Source organism: Shewanella sp. LZH-2 (assembly GCF_016859145.1).
Taxonomy (GTDB): Bacteria; Pseudomonadota; Gammaproteobacteria; order Enterobacterales; family Shewanellaceae; genus Shewanella; species Shewanella xiamenensis.
The window spans coordinates 2,253,827-2,277,662 of the sequence record NZ_CP069350.1 but is presented as its reverse complement, the minus strand read 5'-3'; the positions used below and the strand labels follow the sequence as shown (position 1 = coordinate 2,277,662).

General features: G+C 46.8%; 16 protein-coding genes. 11 read left to right on the top strand and 5 right to left on the bottom strand.

Going from position 1 to position 23,836, the window contains the following annotated elements:
- Positions 1 to 57: 57 nt before the first annotated feature.
- Positions 58 to 1,059 (top strand): family 43 glycosylhydrolase, encoded by a 1,002-nt coding sequence (locus tag JM642_RS10175; protein ID WP_203433651.1) that lies wholly within the window; start codon positions 58 to 60, stop codon positions 1,057 to 1,059.
- Positions 1,060 to 1,343: 284 nt separating this feature from the next.
- Positions 1,344 to 1,934 (top strand): DUF4303 domain-containing protein, encoded by a 591-nt coding sequence (locus JM642_RS10170; protein WP_203433649.1) that lies wholly within the window; start codon positions 1,344 to 1,346, stop codon positions 1,932 to 1,934.
- A gap of 247 nt (positions 1,935 to 2,181) precedes the next feature.
- On the opposite strand, the gene JM642_RS10165 is transcribed toward JM642_RS10170, so the two are convergent.
- From JM642_RS10165 to JM642_RS10160, 3 genes are all read right to left on the bottom strand, one after another.
- Positions 2,182 to 2,562 (bottom strand): DUF6805 domain-containing protein, encoded by a 381-nt coding sequence (locus JM642_RS10165; RefSeq protein ID WP_239000501.1) that lies wholly within the window; start codon positions 2,560 to 2,562, stop codon positions 2,182 to 2,184.
- Positions 2,540 to 2,791 carry a glycoside hydrolase family 127 protein gene (locus JM642_RS20365; protein ID WP_226770094.1) on the bottom strand — a complete coding sequence of 84 codons (252 nt, stop codon included), beginning with the start codon at positions 2,789 to 2,791 and terminating at the stop codon, positions 2,540 to 2,542. The genes JM642_RS10165 and JM642_RS20365 overlap by 23 nt, the downstream gene beginning before the upstream one ends.
- 93 nt (positions 2,792 to 2,884) lie before the next feature.
- Complete coding sequence (locus JM642_RS10160; RefSeq protein WP_099458048.1) at positions 2,885 to 4,291, bottom strand: MFS transporter; 1,407 nt, start codon at positions 4,289 to 4,291, stop codon at positions 2,885 to 2,887.
- A gap of 206 nt (positions 4,292 to 4,497) precedes the next feature.
- On the opposite strand from JM642_RS10160, the gene JM642_RS10155 reads away from it, so the two are divergent.
- Positions 4,498 to 5,562 carry an arabinan endo-1,5-alpha-L-arabinosidase gene (locus JM642_RS10155; RefSeq protein WP_203433647.1) on the top strand — a complete coding sequence of 355 codons (1,065 nt, stop codon included), beginning with the start codon at positions 4,498 to 4,500 and terminating at the stop codon, positions 5,560 to 5,562.
- 2 nt (positions 5,563 to 5,564) lie between these two features.
- On the top strand, positions 5,565 to 7,469 hold the full coding sequence (locus JM642_RS10150; protein ID WP_203433645.1) for a family 43 glycosylhydrolase: 1,905 nt from the start codon (positions 5,565 to 5,567) through the stop codon (positions 7,467 to 7,469).
- Between the two features lie 166 nt (positions 7,470 to 7,635).
- Here JM642_RS10150 and JM642_RS10145 read toward each other — a convergent pair whose 3' ends face one another.
- Positions 7,636 to 8,391 (bottom strand): sulfite exporter TauE/SafE family protein, encoded by a 756-nt coding sequence (locus JM642_RS10145; protein ID WP_203433643.1) that lies wholly within the window; start codon positions 8,389 to 8,391, stop codon positions 7,636 to 7,638.
- Between the two features lie 173 nt (positions 8,392 to 8,564).
- On the bottom strand, positions 8,565 to 11,402 hold the full coding sequence (locus tag JM642_RS10140; RefSeq protein WP_099458046.1) for a TonB-dependent receptor: 2,838 nt from the start codon (positions 11,400 to 11,402) through the stop codon (positions 8,565 to 8,567).
- A gap of 573 nt (positions 11,403 to 11,975) precedes the next feature.
- Between JM642_RS10140 and JM642_RS10135 the strand changes: the two genes are divergently transcribed.
- The 7 genes from JM642_RS10135 (at position 11,976) to fdhD (ending at position 23,554) form a co-directional block, all read left to right on the top strand.
- The gene (locus JM642_RS10135) at positions 11,976 to 15,341 is read left to right on the top strand and encodes a LamG-like jellyroll fold domain-containing protein (RefSeq protein WP_099458045.1); all 3,366 of its coding nucleotides are present in this window, start codon (positions 11,976 to 11,978) and stop codon (positions 15,339 to 15,341) included.
- A 469-nt stretch (positions 15,342 to 15,810) separates the two neighbouring features.
- Positions 15,811 to 16,707, top strand: coding sequence for an SMP-30/gluconolactonase/LRE family protein (locus tag JM642_RS10130; RefSeq protein WP_099458044.1), 897 nt, complete (start codon positions 15,811 to 15,813; stop codon positions 16,705 to 16,707).
- Between the two features lie 529 nt (positions 16,708 to 17,236).
- On the top strand, positions 17,237 to 20,254 hold the full coding sequence (fdnG, locus tag JM642_RS10125) for a formate dehydrogenase-N subunit alpha (protein ID WP_083848336.1): 3,018 nt from the start codon (positions 17,237 to 17,239) through the stop codon (positions 20,252 to 20,254).
- Between the two features lie 2 nt (positions 20,255 to 20,256).
- The gene (gene fdxH, locus JM642_RS10120; protein ID WP_099458043.1) at positions 20,257 to 21,159 is read left to right on the top strand and encodes a formate dehydrogenase subunit beta; all 903 of its coding nucleotides are present in this window, start codon (positions 20,257 to 20,259) and stop codon (positions 21,157 to 21,159) included.
- Positions 21,156 to 21,779: a formate dehydrogenase subunit gamma gene (locus tag JM642_RS10115; protein ID WP_023265795.1), complete on the top strand. Its 624-nt coding sequence runs from the start codon at positions 21,156 to 21,158 to the stop codon at positions 21,777 to 21,779. Before fdxH ends, JM642_RS10115 begins: the two co-directional genes overlap by 4 nt.
- Before the next feature lie 2 nt (positions 21,780 to 21,781).
- Positions 21,782 to 22,681 carry a formate dehydrogenase accessory protein FdhE gene (gene fdhE, locus JM642_RS10110; protein WP_203433642.1) on the top strand — a complete coding sequence of 300 codons (900 nt, stop codon included), beginning with the start codon at positions 21,782 to 21,784 and terminating at the stop codon, positions 22,679 to 22,681.
- Positions 22,682 to 22,708: 27 nt separating this feature from the next.
- Complete coding sequence (gene fdhD / locus JM642_RS10105; RefSeq protein WP_082389649.1) at positions 22,709 to 23,554, top strand: formate dehydrogenase accessory sulfurtransferase FdhD; 846 nt, start codon at positions 22,709 to 22,711, stop codon at positions 23,552 to 23,554.
- Positions 23,555 to 23,836: the final 282 nt, after the last annotated feature.

Sequence of the window (23,836 nt, the reverse complement as noted above, 5' to 3'; positions counted from 1 at the left end):
CGTTTAATAGACACGAAAAATAGCACACTTAAGTAATCGAAATAGACAGGTTTTTCCATGATAAGAGCAACAAACAGCCCCCTAGTCGAGCAGCGCGCCGATCCCTTTGTGTACCGACATAGCGACGGTTATTACTACTTTACGGGCTCTGTTCCGACCTACGATCGGATTGAACTGCGTAAATCCAAGACCTTAGACGGCTTGAAAGACGCGCAAACCTTTGATATCTGGTTTAAACACCAAAGCGGCCCGATGAGCCGCCACGTATGGGCGCCCGAGATCCATTATCTCGACGGCAAATGGTACATCTACTTTGCGGCCAGCGAAGAAGAAAATATTTGGGCCTTACGCCCCTATGTGCTTGAGTGCCAAGGGCAAGATCCCTTGAATGATGAATGGATTGAACTTGGCATGATGCAGGCGGCCGATGGTGATAATAAGTCATTTATCGACTTTTCCTTAGATGCGACCATTTTCGAAAACAACGGTAAGCGCTACTTCTGCTGGGCGGAGAAAACCGGTGGACAATTTGCGGCATCCAACCTGTATCTTGCGGAAATGGCATCGCCCATCAAGTTAAAGACAGCGCAATTTATGCTCACCACCCCAGATTACGATTGGGAGCGCGTCGATTTTTGGGTTAACGAAGGGCCTGCAGTGCTTAAACATCAGGGGAAAATCTTCATTACTTTCTCGGCCAGCGCGACAGGTGCTTGTTATTGCATGGGTTATATGGAGGCCGATGAGCATGCTGATTTGCTCGATCGTAACTCATGGAAGAAAACCCGCCAGCCAGTGCTGTGCACTGATGTCGACAAGCAAATCTTCGGCCCTGGTCATAACAGTTTCACCGTGGCAGAAGATGGCGTAACGCCCATCTGTGTGTACCATGCCCGTGATTATGAACATGCGGTGGGCGATCCTCGCGTGGTACCTAAGACAGATACCCGTCCGTTAGCACAAATTATTAAAGATCCTCTCTATGATCCCAATCGCCATGCGCGAACGTTAGCGGTGTCATTTGATGAGAGCGGGCGCCCCTTGTTCAACTTCTACTAATTCATTTACCACCACAAATGATTCGATAACCGCGGGGCATGCTTCAGCAGCCCCGCTTTTTTATGCCTGACTGAAGCGCGATTGCTTAGATGAAGCGCGATTGTTTAGGCTCGCACGCAAAACAAGCTATTCCAATCACTATTTCAATCACTTAACCGATGCAACCTTTGAAGCTAAAGATGTTATATTGCCGCTCGAGTATTCACATTGTGGGCAGCAGTGCTGCCTGAGTGTTGGAGTGAATTTCAGTGATGATGATTTTGCCAAGATCGAGGAGTAGGGATATGGCGATAAACAAGGACAAGCTTAGTGCGGATATTGAAGCTGGATTGGAAGAGTTTGCTCAGGAACTCGCTCTGGCACTAGCGGAATATTACGATTGGTGGCTGTCACACTATCCGGCGCAGACCCTATACGGTTTTTGCCTATACAGCACGCCCTTAGTGGAATATCTAGGCGTCACGCTTTTCACCGAGGAAGGCCTGACGGCCGTCGCAGAGCAATATCAAAACGATCATCGTTTCCGACATAAATCCCTCGCAGAGCTTAAGCAAACGCTGCGTTGGTCGGCCTGCGACTCTCCACATCACGATGAAAATGAAGATATTTTTGAGGCAGTTAACGACAAACTGCAATTGCTACATGAGGACGCTGAGGCACTTGAGTCCGAAGAGGCATTTGATGCTTACCTCAAAGCCTTGTACGCCATATTAGTCAGGGCGCTCAATGAGGTTAAAGCTATGCGCCCACTAAACCCGCAGGCAATATTGTTCTCCGTCTGGTTTGGCGATCAATGCGATGCTGATATCGATTATTTTGTTCGAAGTTGCAATGACAAAGAGATGGTCGCTCGTTTTTATCAGCAATGGCGATGAATATTGCCAACAAAAATTTTCAACTCAATTGGCTTATTTCGTCTATTACCGACGAGGTCACACTCAATATTGACAGATAGTGGCTGATATTTACGGCGAGTCGCATAGGGCCACCAGCAAACATTAGGTAATGCCAAGCGCAGAATCTCTGGGTAAGCGGATAAAGAAACAAGGGAAAGCGTCTCACTTTCCCTTGTCTGAATGAGCATTTTTAGCCCGAATACCTATATGCGCTCAGGATGCTCGCTTACAGAGTCGAGGTTGGCTCACTTTTTAGCAGGCGCACCTCATATAAACCGCCAGCAATCGAGCCCGGTTTTGCCACAAATTTCACCCTGAAGGGCACAGTGCTATCCAAAAGCATATCGGCGGGAATAGGGTAGTCGACACTATAAAATGTTGGCCTCTTATCGGCAGGCAGAGTGACTTCGGCAAGGCGTTTATCGTTGATCAAAATGTCAAAACGTCGCCCTGCATCCAAACCAAAGTAAGTTAAGCGCAATATGGGTTGCGGTTCACCTTTGGCATCGAGTTGATAGCTAAACCAATCCTCGGCATGGCGCCAATGGCGATTACCATTAAGGCCCGCTTCACTCTTTGATGCCTTAAAGAAATGGTTGCTGCTCACCGGGCTGCACACTATCTAAGGTTTGCGCCATCAGCTTGGCTTCCATCTGGGCTTTTTGAGCTAACGCTTGCTGTTTCTGCTGCCATTCATCGGGAGCACTCTGGCCAAAATACAAGGTATAGCGGCTGTCATGCAGGCGAAAGAAGGGGATCAGCGTGATTGAGCTCGCTTGCTGGGACGAGAGGATATGGTTGTAGAGTGCACGTTCGTAGTAATCGATATAACGCAAATGTCATACGGTGTGATAAAAAAGCCCCTTGGTAGGGGCTTTGTCATATTTAAGCGAAATGGCCATAGTTGAATTAAATGGTCATTAAATGAATTACGCCGAGACTTGGCTCGTCACGGCCTTTGGATTGACCTCACGGCTGGTATCAACTTGGCTTGAGTGCGTTTGCTCGGGTAAAGCCTGCTTGATTTCTTCATACACGCGGTCAGAAATCTTATATTTGAACATCAGTAATCCCATCAGCGCGTGGAATGCGCCAGGGATCACCGTCAGCATTAACGAAATGCCGGTCAACGCAAATTCGCTTTGGGTTGCACCGGGTTGATAGTTGAAGTAGGTCAGCAGCATACCGACTACAAATCCCGCCGCGCCCATACCCGCTTTTTGGGCGAATGAGATCCCGCCAAAGGCAAGGCCAGAGACCCTGTGGCCCGTTTTGACTGTGCCATAATCCACCGACTCGGAAATCACCGACCAGAAGACAGGCGCATGTAAATCCACCACAAATGAAATCGCAAAGTAAAGTACGAAGGCCAGCACTATGTCGCCCGGTTGCACGGCAAAGAACATTATGACGCTTAAGATCCCAACCGCGATTTGGCTGTAACGGAAGAGTTTAAGTTTGCAGTAACGCTTAGTGATCCAAGTTGAAGCGACCATGGCCAGAATCGCCGCGCCCACACCGGTCGACAGGAATGCCGAGAGCATTTTGGCATCGCCGCCCAAGTAGTAGGTGGCGTAGTAGGCTGCTACCGATCCGCGGATCACATAGCCAATGGTGCCAATCACACAAATCGCGGTTAACACTAGCCATTGATCGTTTTTAAACAATAATCGCAGTTGCATGGCGACAGGCTTAGTTTCAACCTTGTAGGCCACACGCTCTGTGGTCGTGAAAAAGCAGAATAAAAACAACAGTGTTGCCATTAATGCCATCACGCCCATGGCTTTTTGATAACCCGCAGCAATGTTATCACCGCCCCAAGACGACGCTAACATAGGCACGATAATGGTCACTAAAAAGGCGGCAATTTTGGCGAAGAACAAACGATAACCGTTGGCGGATAAACGCTCTTTCGGATCGTCGGTGATCACACTGATAATCGAAATGTACGGAATAGTGACGGTGGTAAAGATGATAGTGACCAGAATATAGGTCGAGTAGGCCCAGATAAGTTTGGCATTGTAATCCCAATCCGGGGTTGAGAAGGTTAAGAACACCGAAATACCAAAGGGAATCGCCATAAACAGGAAGTAGGGGCGATATCTTCCCCAGCGGGTGGTCACTTTATCGTTAATAATGCCCATTAAAGGATCAGTAATGGCATCGATAAGACGGACCAGCAGGAACAATATCCCGACATCGGCGGGTTTTAACCCAAAAATATCGGTATAAAAGAAGGTAATAATTAACATCATTGACGAAATCACCACGTTAACGGCCATGTCCCCGGAGCCGTAACCGATCTTTTCAATGACTGACAATTTATGAGAACTCATCAGAAATCCTTATTATATTTATTATAAACAGTGAGTTATTGTGTTATTTTGCGATTTACAGCATCCGCAATGTTAACACATTTTTCTCCTGTTAATTTTTTTGCATTTGATTGTTACTTCCTTGTCCGATAGTATGATAACTTAATTCATCATACAATAGCATAATAACTATTTTATTAAATAGGATGAGGTAATAAGGAGAATTAATGCCAGCCATAAGAATCACACCGAAAACAGCCCTAAAACGTCACTTTAAGATGCTCAATTGTGCGCTGCTAGGCATATTGGGAACCCTAGGCCAAGTAAGTGCCAAGCAGGTGAGTATTCATGATCCTGTGATGGCGAAAGAGAACGGGCAGTACTATCTCTTTAGCACAGGCCCAGGCATTACCTATTATTCCTCAAAGGATAAAATCCATTGGACGCTGGCTGGGCGGGTATTTGAGACCGAACCTAGCTGGGCGAGTGAGGTGGCATCTGGGTTTAACGGCCATTTATGGGCACCGGATATTATCGAGCACAATGGGTTGTTCTATCTGTATTACTCGGTATCTGCCTTTGGTAAAAACACCTCCGCCATTGGCGTGACTGTCAATAAGACACTGGATAAAAACTCGAAGGACTACCAGTGGACAGATAAAGGCATCGTTATCCAATCTGTGCCAAATCGTGATGCATGGAACGCGATTGATCCCAATATTATTGTCGATGAAAAGGGCACGCCTTGGATGAGCTTTGGCTCCTTTTGGCAAGGGTTAAAACTGGTCAAACTCAACCCAGACTTTATCTCCATTGCCAAGCCTGAAGAATGGCACACGCTAGCCAAGTTAGAACGCCCGGCATTGCTTGGTGAAACCGAACCGGGTCCTGCACAAATCGAAGCGCCTTTTATCTACAAAAAAGATGACTATTACTATCTTTTTGTTTCCTATGGCCTTTGCTGCCGTGGGGATGACAGCACCTATCACTTAGCCGTGGGCCGAGCCAAAACGGTGACTGGGCCTTACCTCGATAAAGAGGGCAAAGACATGGCACAGGGCGGTGGCTCAGTATTACTGCATGGCACTAAGGACTGGCCTGGATTGGGCCATAACAGTGTTTATAACTTCGATAGTAAAGATTACTTAGTCTTTCATGCCTATGAATCCGCCGATAATGGCTTACAAAAACTCAAGATGGCGGAACTGAGCTGGCGCCAAGGTTGGCCCGTGGTCGATCCTAAGGTGCTCAATCAATACCAGAGCGTATTAGTTGCACCCGAAGGAAAATAATAATGACTCATTCTATCAATAAAGTAATGGTTGCCATCTCCCTTGCGATGGGACTTGGCTTCACCAGCTTGGGGGTAGGTAACCTACATGCAGCGGAAAGTGTGAAAGGCGCGGATGAAAACCGCATTACCGCAGCGACCTTTGCGAATCCGTTATTTCGAAATGGGGCCGATCCTTGGCTCGAATACCACAATGGTAACTATTACCTAACCACCACCACGTGGACCTCTGAGCTGGTGATGCGTAAATCGCCCACCATTGCAGGGCTTGCCGATGCGCCAGCCCACAATATTTCGAGTGGCACCGATAAATCCAACTGTTGTAATTTTTGGGCATTTGAATTTCACCCTCTGCAAACTGCGCAGGGATTACGTTGGTATGTGATTTACACCTCGGGCGTGGCTGAAAACTTCGATGGCCAGCGTAACCATATCCTCGAGAGTGAAGGCAGTGACCCCATGGGGCCATACAAGTTTAAGGGCACACCAATGCCCGACCACTGGAATATCGACGGCAGCTATTTGGAGTATAAAGGCCAGCTATATTTTCTCTGGTCCGAATGGCACGGCCAAGATCAAGTCAACTTGATTGCCAAGATGAGTAACCCTTGGACCGTCGAGGGCGAACATAAGGTGATTACCGCACCTATTCACGACTGGGAAAAATCAGGCTTAAACGTCAACGAAGGCCCTGAAATCATCCAGCATGAGGGCAGAACCTTTTTAGTTCACTCGGCAAGCTTTTGTAATACTGAGGATTATTCCTTAGCCGTGGTTGAACTCACCGGTGACGATCCTATGGATCCCGCCGCATGGACTAAGTACGACAAGCCTTTCTTTAGCAAAGCCAATGGCGTGTATGGCCCTGGCCACCATGGTTTCTTCAAGTCTCCCGATGGAAAAGAAGATTGGCTCATTTACCATGGCAACTCCTCGGCCTCCGACGGCTGTAGTGGTACCCGAGCGGCACGTGCTCAACCCTTTACTTGGGATAACAAAGGCTTGCCTAAATTTGGCGAACCATTGGCGGATAAAAAGCAATTGCCAGTCCCAAGTGGCGAGTTTGGCCCGATAACCACTCAAGTGGAAGGCGTGAAATACCGCATCGTGAATCGTGAGGTAGGTCAATGCCTAGTGACCAATGCCAAGGGCCAGGTCAGTGTCGGTAAGTGCGAAGATGACAACAGCCAATGGGTAATTGATCCGAGTAACGATGGCCTGTATCGCTTTGCTAATGTGGGTCAGGGCACCTTTTTAACTCAGGCTCAGTGCCAAGATGAGTCTTCAACGGCACTGAATACTGCGCCTTGGGTCGCTTCCCGTTGTCAGCGTTGGTCGGTGGATTCGACCCGTGAAGGCTGGTTCCGTTTCGCAAACGATCGATCCATTGGCAATCTGCAGGCGAAAAACTGCAGTAAAAAGGCCGGCGCCGAAGTGATTGCGGGGGAAAACCGTGTCAGTGAATGCACCGATTGGCGGATTGAGCCTGTCTCCACATTTGCCATAGTCAACGCCCATAGCGGCCGAGTGGTCAGCGCCGAACAATGTCAGCTTAAACCTAATACCAATGTGGCTCAGTTTGAATACACCGGCGATGCCTGTCAGCAGTGGCAAGCAATGCCGACAACCGATGGATTTTACCGTCTGCATTCCATCCAACTTTCAAACAACAAGGCGCAACAATGCCTTGTGACCAACGAAGGTAATCTGGAGCTAGGGGCTTGTAATGCAATCGACAGCGAGTTCCGTAGCGAGTTGATGCCAAACGGCTCATTAAGGCTAGTGTCTCGCAAGGGCGGTTCGTCCATGAAAGTGGCCAATGGGTCCTATGCCAATGGCGATAACATAGTGGAAGACGTGTGGAAAAACACCATTTCACAACAGTTCTATTTTAGAGAGGTGAAATAATTCATCGCTCTAAATAACTGAACATCACCACGGCGGTGGCTAAACGCGTGCTTGTAATGTCGTTTAAGTTGAGGTCGCTTAACGGCATCTTGGTTGAGCCTTGTTTGCTCGGCACCAGAGCAGTAGTTGTGTATGCAATTACTGCTCTTTTTTATCCCGGCTCTTTTTATCCAGTCATGGCCTGCCATAACAGTCGTATTGCCAGTAGCGTGAGAATCAAATCAAAAGCTAAATTGAAATGTTTGTCCGTTACTCGAGTAAGCATCTTAAAGCCTAGCCATGTTCCAATACCGCCACTGATAATCATACAAACGAACAGTGGCCACCATGGGAGTATGGGGATATCAACACCCTCAAAAACGATAATTTTCACCCCATGTTGTAAGGACATAATCATTGCAAAGGTGGCTACGGTACGAAATCGATCAATCTCTAACTGCTTGATAAACGCCGCAACCAAAGGGCCAGTTGCCCCAACGAATAATGAGATAAAGGTTGTTATCCCACTCGCAATTAACATGCCCATAGTACCCAGTACTACACGAGGTATTTTGGGGCCCCAACAGGAGTACAAAATAAATAGGGCAATGGTGAGATACATCACCGTAGGGGGGATCGCCACTAACACTAAGCTGCCCAGCGTGGCACCAACGAGCGCCCCCGGTAAGAATACCCTGATAATTCGCCATTGAATATGTTGCCATCCCAATAGGGCTCGTCCTAAGTTAGAGCCCAATTGCACTACGCCGTGGAGGGGAATAATCACTTGAGGCGGAAGCACTTGCGCCATCACGCCCAATAACATCACACCTCCGCCAATACCAAAACAGGCGGTAAAAAATGCAGTAAATGCCGAGGCTAAGGTTAACAGCGTGAATATATCGATAGGGATCAGATTAAAATCGAACCAAGCGGTGTGCATAGCCAATATTCAAGGAAGAAAAGAAATATAAACTAGCAAAGCTTGGGCTCAGACAAAAGCAATTTGATGGATAAGCATTAGAAAGATCGAGTAAAAATCTTGCCATTTATCTGATATAAAAAGAAAAAGCTAATCACAGGATTAGCTTTTTCGGTTTAAACAACAGTGGTCAATTAGAAGGAGTAACGCGCACCGAGGGCAAACGTTCGGGTGTAGATACTATTCGTGCGGTTATAGAGTACTGAGTCTTCATAGTATTCTTGATAGATATCATCAAGAATATTTGTCGCATCGAAGGTTAGTACAAATTCATCTGTTACGTTATAGCTAAATTGGAAGTCAAGCGATTGCTCCGGCTTACGATAAATGCCACGAGGCATTGCGAAGCTACCTGCGTCATAAGCAGATAAGAATTTGTCACGCCAGGTGTAAGAGAGGCGAGCACTATAAACGTCTTTATCATAAATCAATACAGCACTCATTGAGGTATCTGATACACCAAATAAATCTCGTGTTGTAGTTGCAATTTGCTCACCACTTTCACTATCAAACTCTGGGATGTCTTGGCTAGAATCTAAGAAGGTTGCACTCACTTGAGTACCTAAACCATCTAGGTAACTAGGCATATTTTCAGGGAAATACACCGCACCAAGTTCATAACCACTTAGTTTTCCATTCGAAGAGTTTTCTGGTCGGCTTAAAAGATATTTTTTTGTTTCACCATCAACTTCACGAGTGATAGTCGATACTGAGTTAAATACAAAACCTTCAATATCACGACGGAAATAAGTACCGAAAATAGAAGATCCCTCACCAAAGTAATATTCCAATGAGAAATCATAGTTTTGTGAAGTAGTTGGTTCTAACTTAGAGTTACCACTTGAAGCTTGACCGAATCCAAGCTTTGTTAAGTCTTCTGTATAGGAAATCGCAGTGGTTAAATCACCAAAGGCGGGGCGACGAATCGTTTCAGTGTAGGCAAAACGTGCAACCAGTTCATCCGTTAACCAGAAGCGTACCATTAAGCTTGGTAATAACTCCGCACTTCCATTGGTATCGGTGTCATGCACGAGATAATATCGAATGTCATCAACGACATCCTCAGTAGCATATTTTTTGCGTTCCCAAAAATCCATATCCGCATCGGCTTTCTCGTAACGTAGGCCGATTTGACCATCGACTTGCTTACCCCATAACTCAGTTTCAAAATCACTTTGGATATACGCAGCGTATGATTTTTCAGTGATGTCATAGTTAGTATACATAGCAAGAGCTTGTTCATCTGCACCGTACATCGTTTCAATAGCAGAACGATTAGCATACAGATAGTTACCGTTAGCGATAGCCCAGCTAGTTGGTACATTTCCACGGCCATCAAAGAAGTCAGTAGTTACGGTAAACATGTTCGGGTCAAGATCACTAAATAGAACATTAGTGTTTAGTGAGCCTGCATCGTACAATCCGTGTTTTGCACCACGTTGCTCAGCACGTACACCAAACTTCATCTTAGTGAAGATACCGTAGTCGAGGTAATAGTCACCATCGAGTGTCCAAGTAACTGAATCCCCCTCGTCTTTGGCACCGCTATCGTATACGTTTGCAGTTTGCCACAAGGATAATTGCGTTAAATCAGATTCATTAATAGCAGTGTCAGGGTTATCTAAATAAACCCAGCTAGGGACACCACCACTTTTGTCGTTATAGTCAACATCAACGCCGTAGAAAGTTTGAGTGCTATTCGCGCTTACACCACGCATCGCCAGAAATTGTGATTCATAGGTACTGGTTTGATAGACAACTTCAGACTTTAAGATCAAATTGTCAAAGTCCCACTTACCTCCTAAGGCAAATACGTAACTATCTGTTTCGTTGTGGCTATGATCTGAACTGCTAAAGCCGCCAACGTTATATGCAGTTCGCGATTTTACCACGTTGGTACCATCATAAACTTCGATACCATCTTTGATCACTTGCTGCCAATTAGCCGAGGAATCAACATTGCTAAAGAGCATAGAGTTGAAGTTATCATTGCGATAACCGTTATAGAATGCTTCAAAAAGGTACTCGGAAGTGTCAGTTGGTGCCCATTGCAATGAGAAATTTAGTGCTGGACGCTCACGTTCACCGTTATTCATATTTTGAAACACAGCATCACGCATCAACAAATATTCTTGACCGTTGATCAAGGCTCCTTCAGATGTATCAAGACCATGAGCTAAACCGCGGGTCCAATAAATATCAGGGATTTGTGTACCCGTTTCTGCGTAATAGGGCAAGGACGCACCAGGAGCGACAACTTGATCGTTGTAATTGGTACGAATATAAGAAACGTTAACTAATGCACCGACTTCACCGATGCTGGTATCCCAGCGGTCGCTAATTAAAGCACTGAAATTGGGATCGATAGTGTCAGGCTGATCAGAGTAAATCCCTTTGGCTGCTACCGAAATTTTTTCTTCTTGAAAATCAAAAGGTCTATGGGTACGAATGTCAATTTGGCCTGCGATACCACTGGCGACTTGAGAAGAGGAGCGTGTTTTAAAGACTTCAACACTGCCGAGTAATGCCGCTGGTACGTCTGCAATTGCCACTTCACGGCCTGCGGCGGTGAAGATTTGGCGGCCATTCACTGTGGTTGTCACATCCGTTAAACCCCGAATGCTTACAGTATTGGCTTCACCAGAGGCGCGGTCGGTGACTTGAACACCCGTTACCCGTTGTAAGGCTTCAACGACGTTATTATCTGGGAATTTGCCAATATCTTCGGCAATGATGGCATCAACAACTTGAATATTTTGACGTTTGAGTTCTACCGCCTTATTTAAACTACCGCGGATCCCCTGAACCTGAATGATCTCCATCTCTTCGTTATTTTGCGCTTTACCGCTAGAAGAGGGCTGTGCCGTTTCTTCCGCCTGAGGCGATTGTGTCGCTTCAGGTTCTGCTGCATACGTCGCTTGACTAGCAAGAGCAAGCAGAATCGCACTTGCCAAATAAGTCTGTTTAAACATCTAGTTAATCTCCGGTAGTTTTATTATTTGACCCGGTAGCCTAAGACACCATCTGACGTCCCGGTCTTTTTTATTCCACTTCAGAGTCACGGACATCCCCACAGTGTCCCTGAAAATTTAGAATTTTGTAGCGTACTTTGCACCATGGCATCTGATGATGCTTCAAGTGCTCAATTAAGATCTTATCAAAGTGTTAAAATCATATTGTATGACTATTGACCTGTCAACATTGCTATTTCATTTTGATAATAAAGAGAGAGTGCATTTCTTAGAATGAATTATGGACAAGGAAAAAATTAAATTTTTAAAACAAAACAGAGAGATAGTTTACTGTTTGACGGTAGGTAAATTGGTGAGTATGCGGCAAAATCAATATAAATCGCATTGTATATTTAGCTTTAATGCCTAATTTCTTGCAAAAAATCATAAATCTCTTTCACAAGATATTTACTTCTTTCGTCAGAGTGCTAATGTAATTTTAGTGTTACAGTAGTATTGTATTACCAATATGTAATGCATTGATACACGATTAACCTCTAACTATCCAACACAACAATAAAAGGAACGACGCTCATGGTGCTTAAACGCTCATTCGTGTCAGCAAGCTTGATCATGGCACTTGCCGCCTGTGGTGGGGACGACAGCAGCTATAGTGCTAACGACACAAATACCTTTACACCTCCCGCTCCAGTGACTTCGGCGGATCCGACAATAGCAGGTGAGGTGAGCTATAAAAATGCAGTGGTCCATGATCCATCGATCATTAAAGATACTGATGGTACTTACTATGTTTTTGGCTCCCACCTAGCGGTGGCCAGCTCTACTGATTTAATGAACTGGACACAAATTGCCTCGGATGGTGCCGCCACGAGCAGCTTGTTTAATACCTATGTGTCAGAAATCGCTGAAGGCACGGCATGGACGGGCGGCTTTGTCGGTTCGTGGGCGCCGGATGTGATAAAGCTTGCTGACGGTAAGTACCATTTCTATTACGACTTTTGTGGCGGCCCCGATAAGATTGATTGCGTATCGCGCTCCTATTTGGGGATGGCGACTTCTGACAATATTCTCGGTCCCTATGTTAACCAAGGCTTGATCTTGAAGACTGGGCATATTGGGGCTGAAAACCCAGGCGCAAACGGTCAAATTTACGATGGCAATGTCGACCCTAATGCTATTGATCCAGCCGTGTTTTACGATAAAGATGGCGGCCTGTGGATGACCTATGGTTCCTATTCCGGCGGGATCTGGGTGATGCAGTTAGATCCAGCAACGGGTAAACCGCTCGCTGGACAAGGTTATGGTACTAAGATCATGGGGGGCAATTACAGCGCGATTGAAGGGTCTTATGTTATCTATAGCCCTGAATCCGAATACTATTATATGTTTACCTCCTTTGGTGGTTTTGCCCAAAAAGACGGTTACAACATTCGTATCTCTCGCTCTAAAAATCCTAACGGTCCCTATGTCGATGCAGCTGGGCTCGACATGATTGGCGCAACGGCCGCAGGCAATATCGCCGACTATGGCGTCAAACTGATGGGCGGTTTCCAATTTGTGGCCCACCCTGGCGATGTGGGTCATGATCACGGTTATCTGTCACCCGGCCACAACTCAGCTTTTTATGATGCACAAACGGGCAAATACTTCTTGGTATTCCATACCCGCTTCCCCGATACCGACGAAGGTCACAGCGTGCGCGTGCATGAGCTATTTCTCAACAGCGATGGTTGGTTAGTTGCCTCACCACAGCGTTATGCACCGATCAACGGCGATAACATTGTCGATGAAATCGATATCATTGGTGATTATCAATTCATTAATCACGCAAAAGATATCAATAAGGCGGCTCATACCTCCCTCCACATTAAGTTATCCCGTACTTGGACCAATAAAGGTACTGTCTCTGGCGATGTGACTGGTAGTTACCAACAGGGGGATGACAACCAAATCACCTTAACGCTAGACAATTTAGGCACTTTTGAAGGCGTACTCGCTTGGCAATGGGATCCTGAACAAAACAAACTCATGCCCACCTTTAGCGCCATTTCTAATGATGGGGCGAGTATTTGGGGCGTGAAGCTCACCAATAAAACCACTGAGGAAATTTTATCGGCATCCGCAAACGGCATTAGCCTGCCGACTGAAGCGACTGAAGGCACGATCGCCTTACCGACACAAGGTACCCGTGGAGCAACTATCCAGTGGCAATCGAGCGACGAGTCAGTGATCCGTGCCGATGGCACCATTATCCGACCCAACGTGGGCGAGGGCGATAAGGTCGTGACCTTAACCGCGACAATTATGGTCAATGGTAAGAAGGTGACTAAAACCTTCAAAATCACCGTATTTGCCCATAAAACCTATAACCGTATTGCCCTGTACAGCTTTGAGAATAACCTCAAGGATTCCTTGGGCTTATTTGGTGATGGCCAACCCACTGGCGATAGGATCTTCAAATCGGGCGATGCCATTGGCTACGCCACAGGCTTTGAAGGACAAGCCCTGTCACTCGATGGTACCCATGGGGTGTTACTACCATCGGGCATTATCTCCAGCTACGAGTACACAGTGTCTTTTTGGGCAAGTCCTGCGGTTATTACAGGGTTTACCACGGCATTCTTCGGCGCAGTTAACGAGCAAACCGCTGAAGATGGTAGCAAGTTCTCCAATACTTGGGTCAGCATGCTGCCACAGGGTTGGGACGGTAATACCATGTTCTGGAGTCACAATATTGATACCAGCGGCAGTGCCGCGGTTGAAAGTTGGTTTGATGGTGTAACCGGCGAGCGCATCGCTGAAAACACGTGGTCGCATCTGGCGTTCTCCGTCAATAAAGGGCTAGTTAAAGTCTTTATCAACGGGGTTGAGCGCTTTAGCCGCGGTAACCTTGCGAACTACTTTACGGGTGCTCAGGGCGTTTTCGGTCTTGGCGTTAACTACTGGGATCTGCCATACAACGGCCTCATTGATGAACTCAAAGTCTATGAAGCGGCATTAACGGCTGAAGAAGTCAAAGCCCTCGATATCGACAAGTTAGCCGACAGTGAACTCTTGTCCTCAGCAACGGCCATTCTGGAGCTAGGCGACTTATCGGCGGTGCGTAAAAATATCGAACTGCCAGTTACGGGTCCTTATGCTGCGGCGATTTCTTGGGTATCTTCAGATCCAACGACTATTGATACCCATGGTAGCGTAACGCAACCTGCACGTGGTGAAGAAGACAAGGTGGTCACCTTAACGGCCACCTTAAAACTGGGTAATGCGACTCAAACCAAAGTCTTCACCGCAACCGTAAAAGCTAAGAATCCACCAACACCTGTAGCGGTTTACAGTTTCGAAGATAATCTTAATGACAGTACCGCTAACTTCGGTGCGGGCACTTTAGTGGGTAACCTGATTGGTGTCGAAGGCGGTAAAATCAGCTATATGGACGGCGCGGTAGGCAAGGCGGCGGTCTTTGATGGTGCCTCTGGTATTGTATTGCCGAATAACCTTATCAAAGACTACACCTACTCAGTGTCGATGTGGCTCAATCCTGAGCAGCTGAATAAGTACACTACAGCCTTGTTTGGTTATGCGACCGATTCTAGCTGGACCAGCGTCTTACCTGGCGGTCAAAATGATTATGAGCGCATGGTGTTATGGTCAGGCACAGCATGGTACGACGGTCGAACCGGTTTTGTGATGCCAAAATCCCAATGGACGCACCTTGCGTACACAGTGAATGGCGGCGATGTGAAGGTTTATATCAATGGTGAATTGAAGTTTACCGGCGCTAACTTCCCGGACGTATTCTCAGTACCGACCACTAAGTTTGCGGTCGGGGTCAACTTCTGGGATACGCCTTTCAAAGGGGCAATCGATGAAATCAAGTTCTATGACGAAGCGATTACTGAACAAGATGTGGCTGATTTATTTGGCGAATCTAATCAATAACTGATCAGTTAAGCCAGATCGCTTGACGATCCCATTCAAAAGATCAAAATCCGATGACCACTCGTCATCGGATTTTTTTATGCAACTCACTACCGCGTTTGCACTGGCCGGAACCATTCCTAAAAGGATTGATAGTTTAATCGCAGAAACAGAGCAACATATACTACCGATACAACGAGAATTAAGGGTTTATCCTCGATGTGTCATAGCGAAACCAAGGAAATACCCAGTCAAAAGAAAAGGCCAGTCAGCTCTTAACTGATTGGCATTACTCTAAATGGTGCATTTAAATCAATGTTTTAAGATATTTAAATCTTGGCGATTATGAAGGTCATTTATCGACTATTATCGCGATAAGCCGGTAGCTAAAAAAACCACAAGCTATATTCACGTTTTACCCTTGCTTCATCCCATAAGTTGTTTAAGATTAAGCCTTTCTTGATTACAGAGTTTATTTCTGAGTAACGCAATGCAAACGGTCACGGTTGGCGAGCTGTTGATGACGATCCCAGTAGGAAACCTCCTTGGAGAAGGCGTATTATGGGATGAATTACACCAATCCATTTGGTGGACTGACATTCTCTCCTCTGTGATTTATCGTTTTACTCTCGCCACCCGCACACTAGATACTTTCTCCATGCCGCACCGCGTCGGCTCCTTTGGCCTCACGGCAAAGCCTACAACACTGATCGTCGCATTCGATATTGGTATTGCGACTTATAATATTGAAGATCAAAGCCTGACATGGTTGGCGCAGCCAGAATCTCATTTTGCCGGCAATCGCTTTAATGATGGTCGCATCGATAGGCAAGGGCGTTTTTGGGCGGGCACTATGGTTGAGCGGCGCGATACTTTGCAACAAACGGCAGCCCTGTATTGTCTGGATGAGAATGGGCATTGCCACCAGCGCCTCTCAAATCTCGAAATCTCCAACGGCCTATGCTGGAGCGTGGATGGGCGAACGCTCTACCATGCTGATTCGCCAAAACACCAAATCTATCAATATGATTTTGATATTGAGCAGGGGCTATTGAGTCGTAAGCGCCTCTTTGCGAGCACGAGCCATCACATTTTCCCTGATGGCGCCGATGTCGATGCGGCGGGTTATCTTTGGAATGCCCAGTGGGGCGGTGGCCAAGTGGTACGCTATCGTCCAGACGGTAAAGTCGATCTTATCCTCAAATTGCCCGTTACAAACCCAACCAGCATCGCCTTTGGCGGCGCAAAATTAGATTTACTTATCGTGACCAGTGCTAAACACTCACTTGACGCATCGCAATTAGCTCAAGAGCCGCAAGCGGGGGATGTATTTATCTATCAATTACAGGGTATTTATGGCGTAACCGCCCCACGTTTTTGCGGTTAGATCTAAGTAAACATCAGCGTTTTTAGCGCAAATTTTGTTATCAAATCCACTCACCAATCCCTTAGACAAAAACGATTTACCGCGCTTTCAGGCAAAATCGCCGCTTATCGCCCCAATCATTTACCTTAAATTGTGATCTTGCTCAAAAAGCGGCTAATCGGTATTTTCACTCATAATTTGAGCAACTAACGCCATTTTTGTGACGCGCATCAATAATAAGATTTACAGCTATCAGAAATTGGTACAAAGTGGACAAAATGACTACTCAAAATGTCCATATCAATAAAAGCGTTAAATCCTGAGAAATAACATTATTTAAAAGTATTAATTCAAAAATAATAATAAATCCTACATACATCAGGATATTATTCTGTTGAAAGCTTAATGTGATTTCGATCACCTGTCGGAAATTGTCATTATTAGTCACTTTTTTATACTCGCACCTTGAGTAGGGTTAAGTTCTCTACTCAAGCATGCAGCGTATTCGCTGCAACTTGTGAGCACATAAAAGAGAGTGTGTGAAATGACAATGAATAGACGACAGTTTTTTAAACTCTGTGCTGTGGGAGCCGCGACTTCTGCTATTTCTGCACTGGGGTTGATGTCCGAAAAGGCATTTGCATCCGTCAGAGGTTTTAAATTGCTACGCGCAAAAGAGACGCGTAACAATTGTTGCTACTGCTCTGTGGGTTGTGGTTTGTTGATGTACAGCCAGAGCAGTAATGGGAAAAATGCGGAGCAGAGCATTTTTCATATCGAGGGCGATGCCGATAATCCAATTAACCGTGGGGCTCTGTGTCCTAAGGGCGCTGGCTTGGTTGACTATGTGAATAGCCCGCACCGTTTAAAATATCCTGAAGTGCGTTTACCTGGTTCGGATAAATGGCAGCGCATTAGCTGGGATGAGGCCTTTAAGCGTATCGCAAGACTTATCAAAGACGAGCGTGATGCCAATCTGATTGAAAAAAATGCCCAGGGTCAAACCGTTAACCGCTTAGTCAGTCTAGGCATGATGACTTCATCGGCCCAAGCAAACGAAGGCTGCTACATTACCCATAAATTTGGCCGTGCCATTGGCATGTTAGGCATAGATAACATCGCCCGCGTTTGTCACGCACCGACACCAGCTGCGATGGCGCCCACCTTTGGCCGCGGCGCTATGACTAACCACTGGGCAGATATGAAAAATACCGATCTGGCCATTGTGATGGGCGGTAACGCTGCCGAAGCGCATCCCGTCGGTTTTGGTTGGGTGACAGAAGCGATGGAGCATAACAATGCCAAGTTGATTGTGGTCGATCCGCGCTTTAACCGCAGTGCTGCCGTCGCCGATTTATATGCGCCTATTCGTTCGGGCACCGATATTGCCTTCCTACTCGGCATGATCCGCTACCTGCTCGAAACCCAGCAAATCAACCTAAACTATGTCAAAGCCTATACCAATGCCTCGTTTATCGTGCGGGAAGACTTTGAATTTAATGAAGGTTTATTCAGTGGCTACGATGAAGCTAACCATAAATACGACCAATCTACTTGGTTCTATGAGTTAGATGAAGAGGGCTACGCTAAGGTCGACCCTAGCTTAAGTCATCCTCGTTGCGTGATTAACCTGCTGAAAAAACACGTTGATCGCTACGATCCCGACACAGTTTCCAGTATCACTGGGACGCCTAAAGAAACCTATCTTGAAGTGTGTCAGCAAATTGGGGCAACCCATGTTGACCATAAAGCCGCCACCTTCCTGTATGCACTAGGTTGGACACAGCACAGCGTCGGCGCGCAAAACATCCGCACCATGGCGATGATCCAATTGCTGCTTGGCAATATGGGGATCATGGGCGGCGGCGTGAATGCACTGCGTGGTCACTCAAACGTTCAAGGCGCAACGGACTTAGGGTTATTGTGCCAAGCCTTACCGGGTTACCTTAAATTACCTCAAGATAAAGATGTTGATTTACAAAACTATTTAGCCCATTACACCCCAAAAGCCTTAAGACCAAACCAAACCAACTATTGGCACAATTACCCAGCCTTTACCGTGTCGTTGTTAAAAGCCTTCTTCGGTGAACATGCGACGGCAGAGAATGATTATGGCTATGACTGGCTGCCAAAGTGGGACCAACAGTACGATATCAACAAGCAAATCGACATGATGGTTCACGGTGAGGTCAATGGCTACTTTATCCAAGGCATCAACGCGCTTAACTCTCAGCCCGATAAACAAAAAGTGTCTAAGGGCTTATCGAATCTGAAGTTCTTAGTTGTGCTGGATGCACTTGCAAACGAAACCTCCACTTTCTGGCGCAATGCAGGTCAGTTTAACGATGTGGATACCGCCAGTATTCAAACTGAAGTCTTCCGCTTACCCACGACCTGTTTTGCTGAGGAAAGTGGTTCAATTGCCAACTCAAGCCGCTGGTTACAATGGCACTTTAAGGGCGCAAATCCACCCGGCGAAGCCTTGTCTGATCCTGAAATTCTTTCTGGCATCATGCTGGAATTAAAACGTTTATACCGTGAAGAGGGTGGTCGTTTACCTGCGCCAATTGAAGCCATTAAATGGGACTATGCGGTCGAACATGAACCTAGTTCAGAGGAAATCGCGCGGGAGATGAATGGTTATGATCTCACGACCGGTAAGTTACTCAATGGTTTCTCCGAGTTAAAAGCCGATGGATCAACCTCATGTGGTGTTTGGGTTTACTCAGGCATGTGGACCGAAGCGGGCAACTTGATGGCGCGTCGCGATAATAGCGATCCATCAGGCAAAGGCATTACCCCAAATTGGTCATTCGCTTGGCCAGCAAACCGGCGCATCTTGTACAACCGCGCCTCCTGCGACGTGCAAGGTAAGCCGCGCGATCCAAGCCGTGTACTGCTCGAGTATAAAGACAACAAGTGGCAGGGCATTGATGTGCCAGACTTTAATGCCAAATTGAATGCCGAAGAATCGGCCCATCCTTTCATCATGCAAGCCGATGGCGTTGGCCACTTATTTGCGCTGCGTGACTTAAAAGATGGCCCATTCCCAGAGCATTACGAGCCGTTCGAATCACCACTGGCGAGTAATCCGCTGCACCCTAAGGTCACCAATAACCCAGTGGCGCGGATGTTCAAAGGCTTACGTGAAAGCTTTGGTACCAATGAAGAATTCCCCTATGTTGGCACCACTTACTCAATGACGGAGCACTTCAACAACTGGACCACACATTGTCACCTTGCTGCGATTACCCAGCCACAGCACTTTATCGAAATCGATGAAACCTTGGCGGCGGAAAAGGGCATCAATAACGGTGATTGGGTCAAGGTGAGCTCTAAGCGCTCGCATATTGTCACTAAGGCCTATGTCACTAAACGGCTCCAACCCATGATGGTTCAGGGCAAAAAAGTCCATACCATTGGTATTCCACGCCATGGCAGCTACGAGGCCTTGACGCAGAAGAGTTATATCGTTAACGAACTGACTTCATCTGTGGGCGATGCCAATACCCAAACCCCTGAATACAAAGCATTCCTTGTGAATATTGCCAAAGCGGAGGGCTTCTAATTATGGCTTCTCAAGATATTATCCGCATCTCAGGCACCACGGACATCACCCCAGCGTCTCAAGCACGCATTGGAGCGGTCCAGCAGGTGACTAAGCTGTTTGATGCGACGAAATGTACCGGCTGTAAGGCCTGTCAGGTTGCCTGCTCCGAATGGAATGACCTTCGTGAAGATGTCGGTACTTTCCAAGGCAGTTACCAGAACCCGATGACACTGTCACCGGAAAGCTGGAACATAATGCAGTATCACGAAGTGATGGATAACAATAAGTTGCGTTGGCAATTTACCCACACTGCCTGTATGCACTGCGCCGATCCAGCCTGTTTAAAAGCCTGTTCAACCAGCGGAGCGATTGTGCAACATGCCAATGGCACAGTGGACTTTGACTCGAACAAATGTATTGGCTGCGGCTATTGCGCCAGTGCCTGTCCTTTCAATGTGCCTAAGATCAGCGCCAAAGATAACAAAGCCTATAAGTGCACCCTGTGCTCCGATAGGCTCGCCGTTGGCTTAGAGCCTTCCTGCGTTAAAACCTGCACCGTGGGAGCACTGCGCTTTGGTACCCGCGAAGACATGTTGTTCTATGCTGAAAAACGCGTCGAGCAGTTAAAGGAGCGTGGTTTCAGCAAGGCGGGACTTTATAACCCCGAAGGTGTTGGCGGAACGCATATGATGATGATCCTCCACGACATCACACAACCCGAAACCTACGGTATGCCAAAGGACCCGCAAATCCCCGCCGCCACCGAATGGCGTCAAGATTGGCTCAAACCTTTGGGCACCGCAGGCTTGCTCGCAACGGCGGCGTTCGCCCTGATGCACCGCATTGCGGTAGGGCGCAACATCGTCGAGGAAGATCAGCCCGGTTACATTGATGCCGGTGTCAAAGAGGAGGAAAAGCAATGAGTCATAAAGAGATGATAGTGCGCCATAAGCTCGTTGATCGTCTATGTCACTGGACCATAGTCTTTGTGGGCTTAGTGACCTTTCTAACGGGGTTCTCGTTTTTTTATCCTTCGTTCCAGTGGCTGAGTGGCATTGTTGGCACCCCACAACTGGCAAAAGTGATGCATCCATTCTTCGGGATCGCCATGTGTTTGCTGCTGGCGGTGATGCTGATCCGCTATTACCAGCACAATAAGTGGAATAAGTACGATTTGCCCTGGATGAAAGCAGTGGTGTGGGTGTTACTGCAAAAAGAAGAAAACATTCCGCCCGTGGGCCATTACAACCCAGGTCAGAAAATGTTATTCCGCGCCTTTGTGGTTTTTGTACTGGCGTTTCTGATCAGCGGCATCATGATGTGGCAACCTTATTTTGCCCCCATGTTCTCGGCAGAAGCCGTCAATTGGGCCACCTTAGTCCACTCGGCCTGCGGCATATTAATGCTGTTATCCCTAGTGGTACACGTATGGATGGCCTGCTGGATTGAAGGCTCGATCACAGGGATGCTCTACGGCAAAGTCTCTAAAGCTTGGGCCCGTAAGCACCACCCAGCCATGTTAGAAGAACACGAGGAAAAATAGCGATGAAGATGGCCAGCGATATCCCGTTAAGTTTTGTTGATAAATCCCCCTTGGCATTAAAACCGCTAAAAGCGGCAAATCCTGAGAAAATTTACCAACATAGAGCACGTCGTTTAGCCCAATTAGCGCAGGATTCTCCGCTGGCGGATTATCTCAAGCTCTGCCAAATCCTAGTGTCTGCGCAGCAAAAACTGGCGGCAACGGATATGGGCCCAGCACCAATGATTGACGTTGAGGCGCCATATCCGTTGTCCCTAAGCCAAACTCAAACGGCTCAGGATTGGTTACAACCATTGCAAGCATTGCTAACAGAATTGCAATCCCAAGTGCCCGCACATTTAGTGCCTGTTCTCCAGGAGCTACTGGAGCAATCGCCAGTCCAATTGCTCCAGTGGGGCAATCAACTGAGGCAAGGGCAGTTTAGTGCCGTACCCGCACAGTTTAGCTTATTTATTTGGGCGGGTTTGTCACTCTATTGGTCCCATTGGGCGCCCATGGTGATTGCGCGTATGGATACCAATAGGGTTAAGCAGTCCAGTTTATGCCCTGTATGCGGCAGTCATCCTGTCGCCAGTATGATTGTCGATAAACCCCGCGAAGGGCTGCGTTATCTGCATTGCAGTCTGTGCGAAACTGAGTGGCATTATGTGCGCGCCCATTGTACTTGCTGCGAACAATCTCGGGAAATGTCCATTTGGTCGTTTGACGATCATAAGGCTGCCGTACGGATTGAGAGCTGTGAGACGTGTAAGGGCTACACTAAGATGTTGTTTACCAACCGTTTGCCATTATTAGATGCGGCTGCGGATGATATCGCAACGCTGGGGTTGGATGCCGAGCTCAATACAAAGGGCTATGGTGCGACAACTGTCAATCCGCTATTGCTGGCCCATGAAGCTTAGAAAACGTAGTTAACAGGAGATGCGTTGATGGTTGCTGATAATTCTTTCCCTAATTCAGTTGTTACAGCCGATGTGACTCGATTTAGCACGGCAGGGAATGTTGAACAAACTGAATTACTCGCCAATGAGGTAAGAGTGGCGTTGGTGTATAACGGATTGGCGCACACAGTCATGATGGCAAGCCCACAGGACTTGGAAGTGTTTGCGATAGGTTTTACGCTTTCGGAAAGAATTGTCTCAACCATTAATGATATAAAAGATATTGAACTTGAATATGTTTCTAATGGCGTGATCATTAAGATAGAGATTAATCAACGCTGTTTCAATGAGTTAAAGGAGCATCGCCGTAGCATGGCGGGACGCACTGGCTGTGGTCTCTGTGGTGTTGCACAGCTTAAAGATGCTGTAAAACCAGTTCAAGTCGTTGGATCAGATATCCGATTCAACATTGCCCATCTCGACCCGATTTTAGTCCGAGTCAAACAACTACAACAGACTTTTGCTTTAACTGGTGCAACCCATGCTGCAATTGGTGTAAATGAAAACGGGGAGGTGATTTATCTATTTGAAGATATTGGCCGACATATCGCTTTAGATAAATTGATCGGGGCGATGTCTGTTCGGTATGCAGCAAAACCCGCTGCGGTATTGTTAACCAGCCGCGCCAGTTTTGAAATGGTACAAAAGGCGGCAAGTGTCGGTATTCAAATTCTGTTTGCTATGTCAGCCGTGACGGCGTTGGCTACTGAGATTGCGGAGCAAAGCAATGTGACTTTAGTCGGTTTCTGCCGTGATGGTCGAGCAAATATTTATAATCATGGCTATCGACTTCAAGGAAGCCAACTGTCACAACCAGCCGTGGTCGGGCTTTAAGATTTGACCGTAGGCAAATGAAGAGATTGATTGGCAAAATAAAAAGTCGATCCAAGTAATAATAGACACCAACATCATGATATAAAACGCGATGCTATGTGAATTCTTTAGCACTATGTGGAGTAATCTCTGCAAACATTCACGTAGCAACGCGATATAAGCAATAGCATTTCTTCCTTAAACCAATAAATCCTCAATCAAGCAGAACCAGCAGAAGTGAAAGTACTTTAACGTAAATCCATAGAGAACTGTTTCTTTCCCCAAAACACAATTTAACATAAT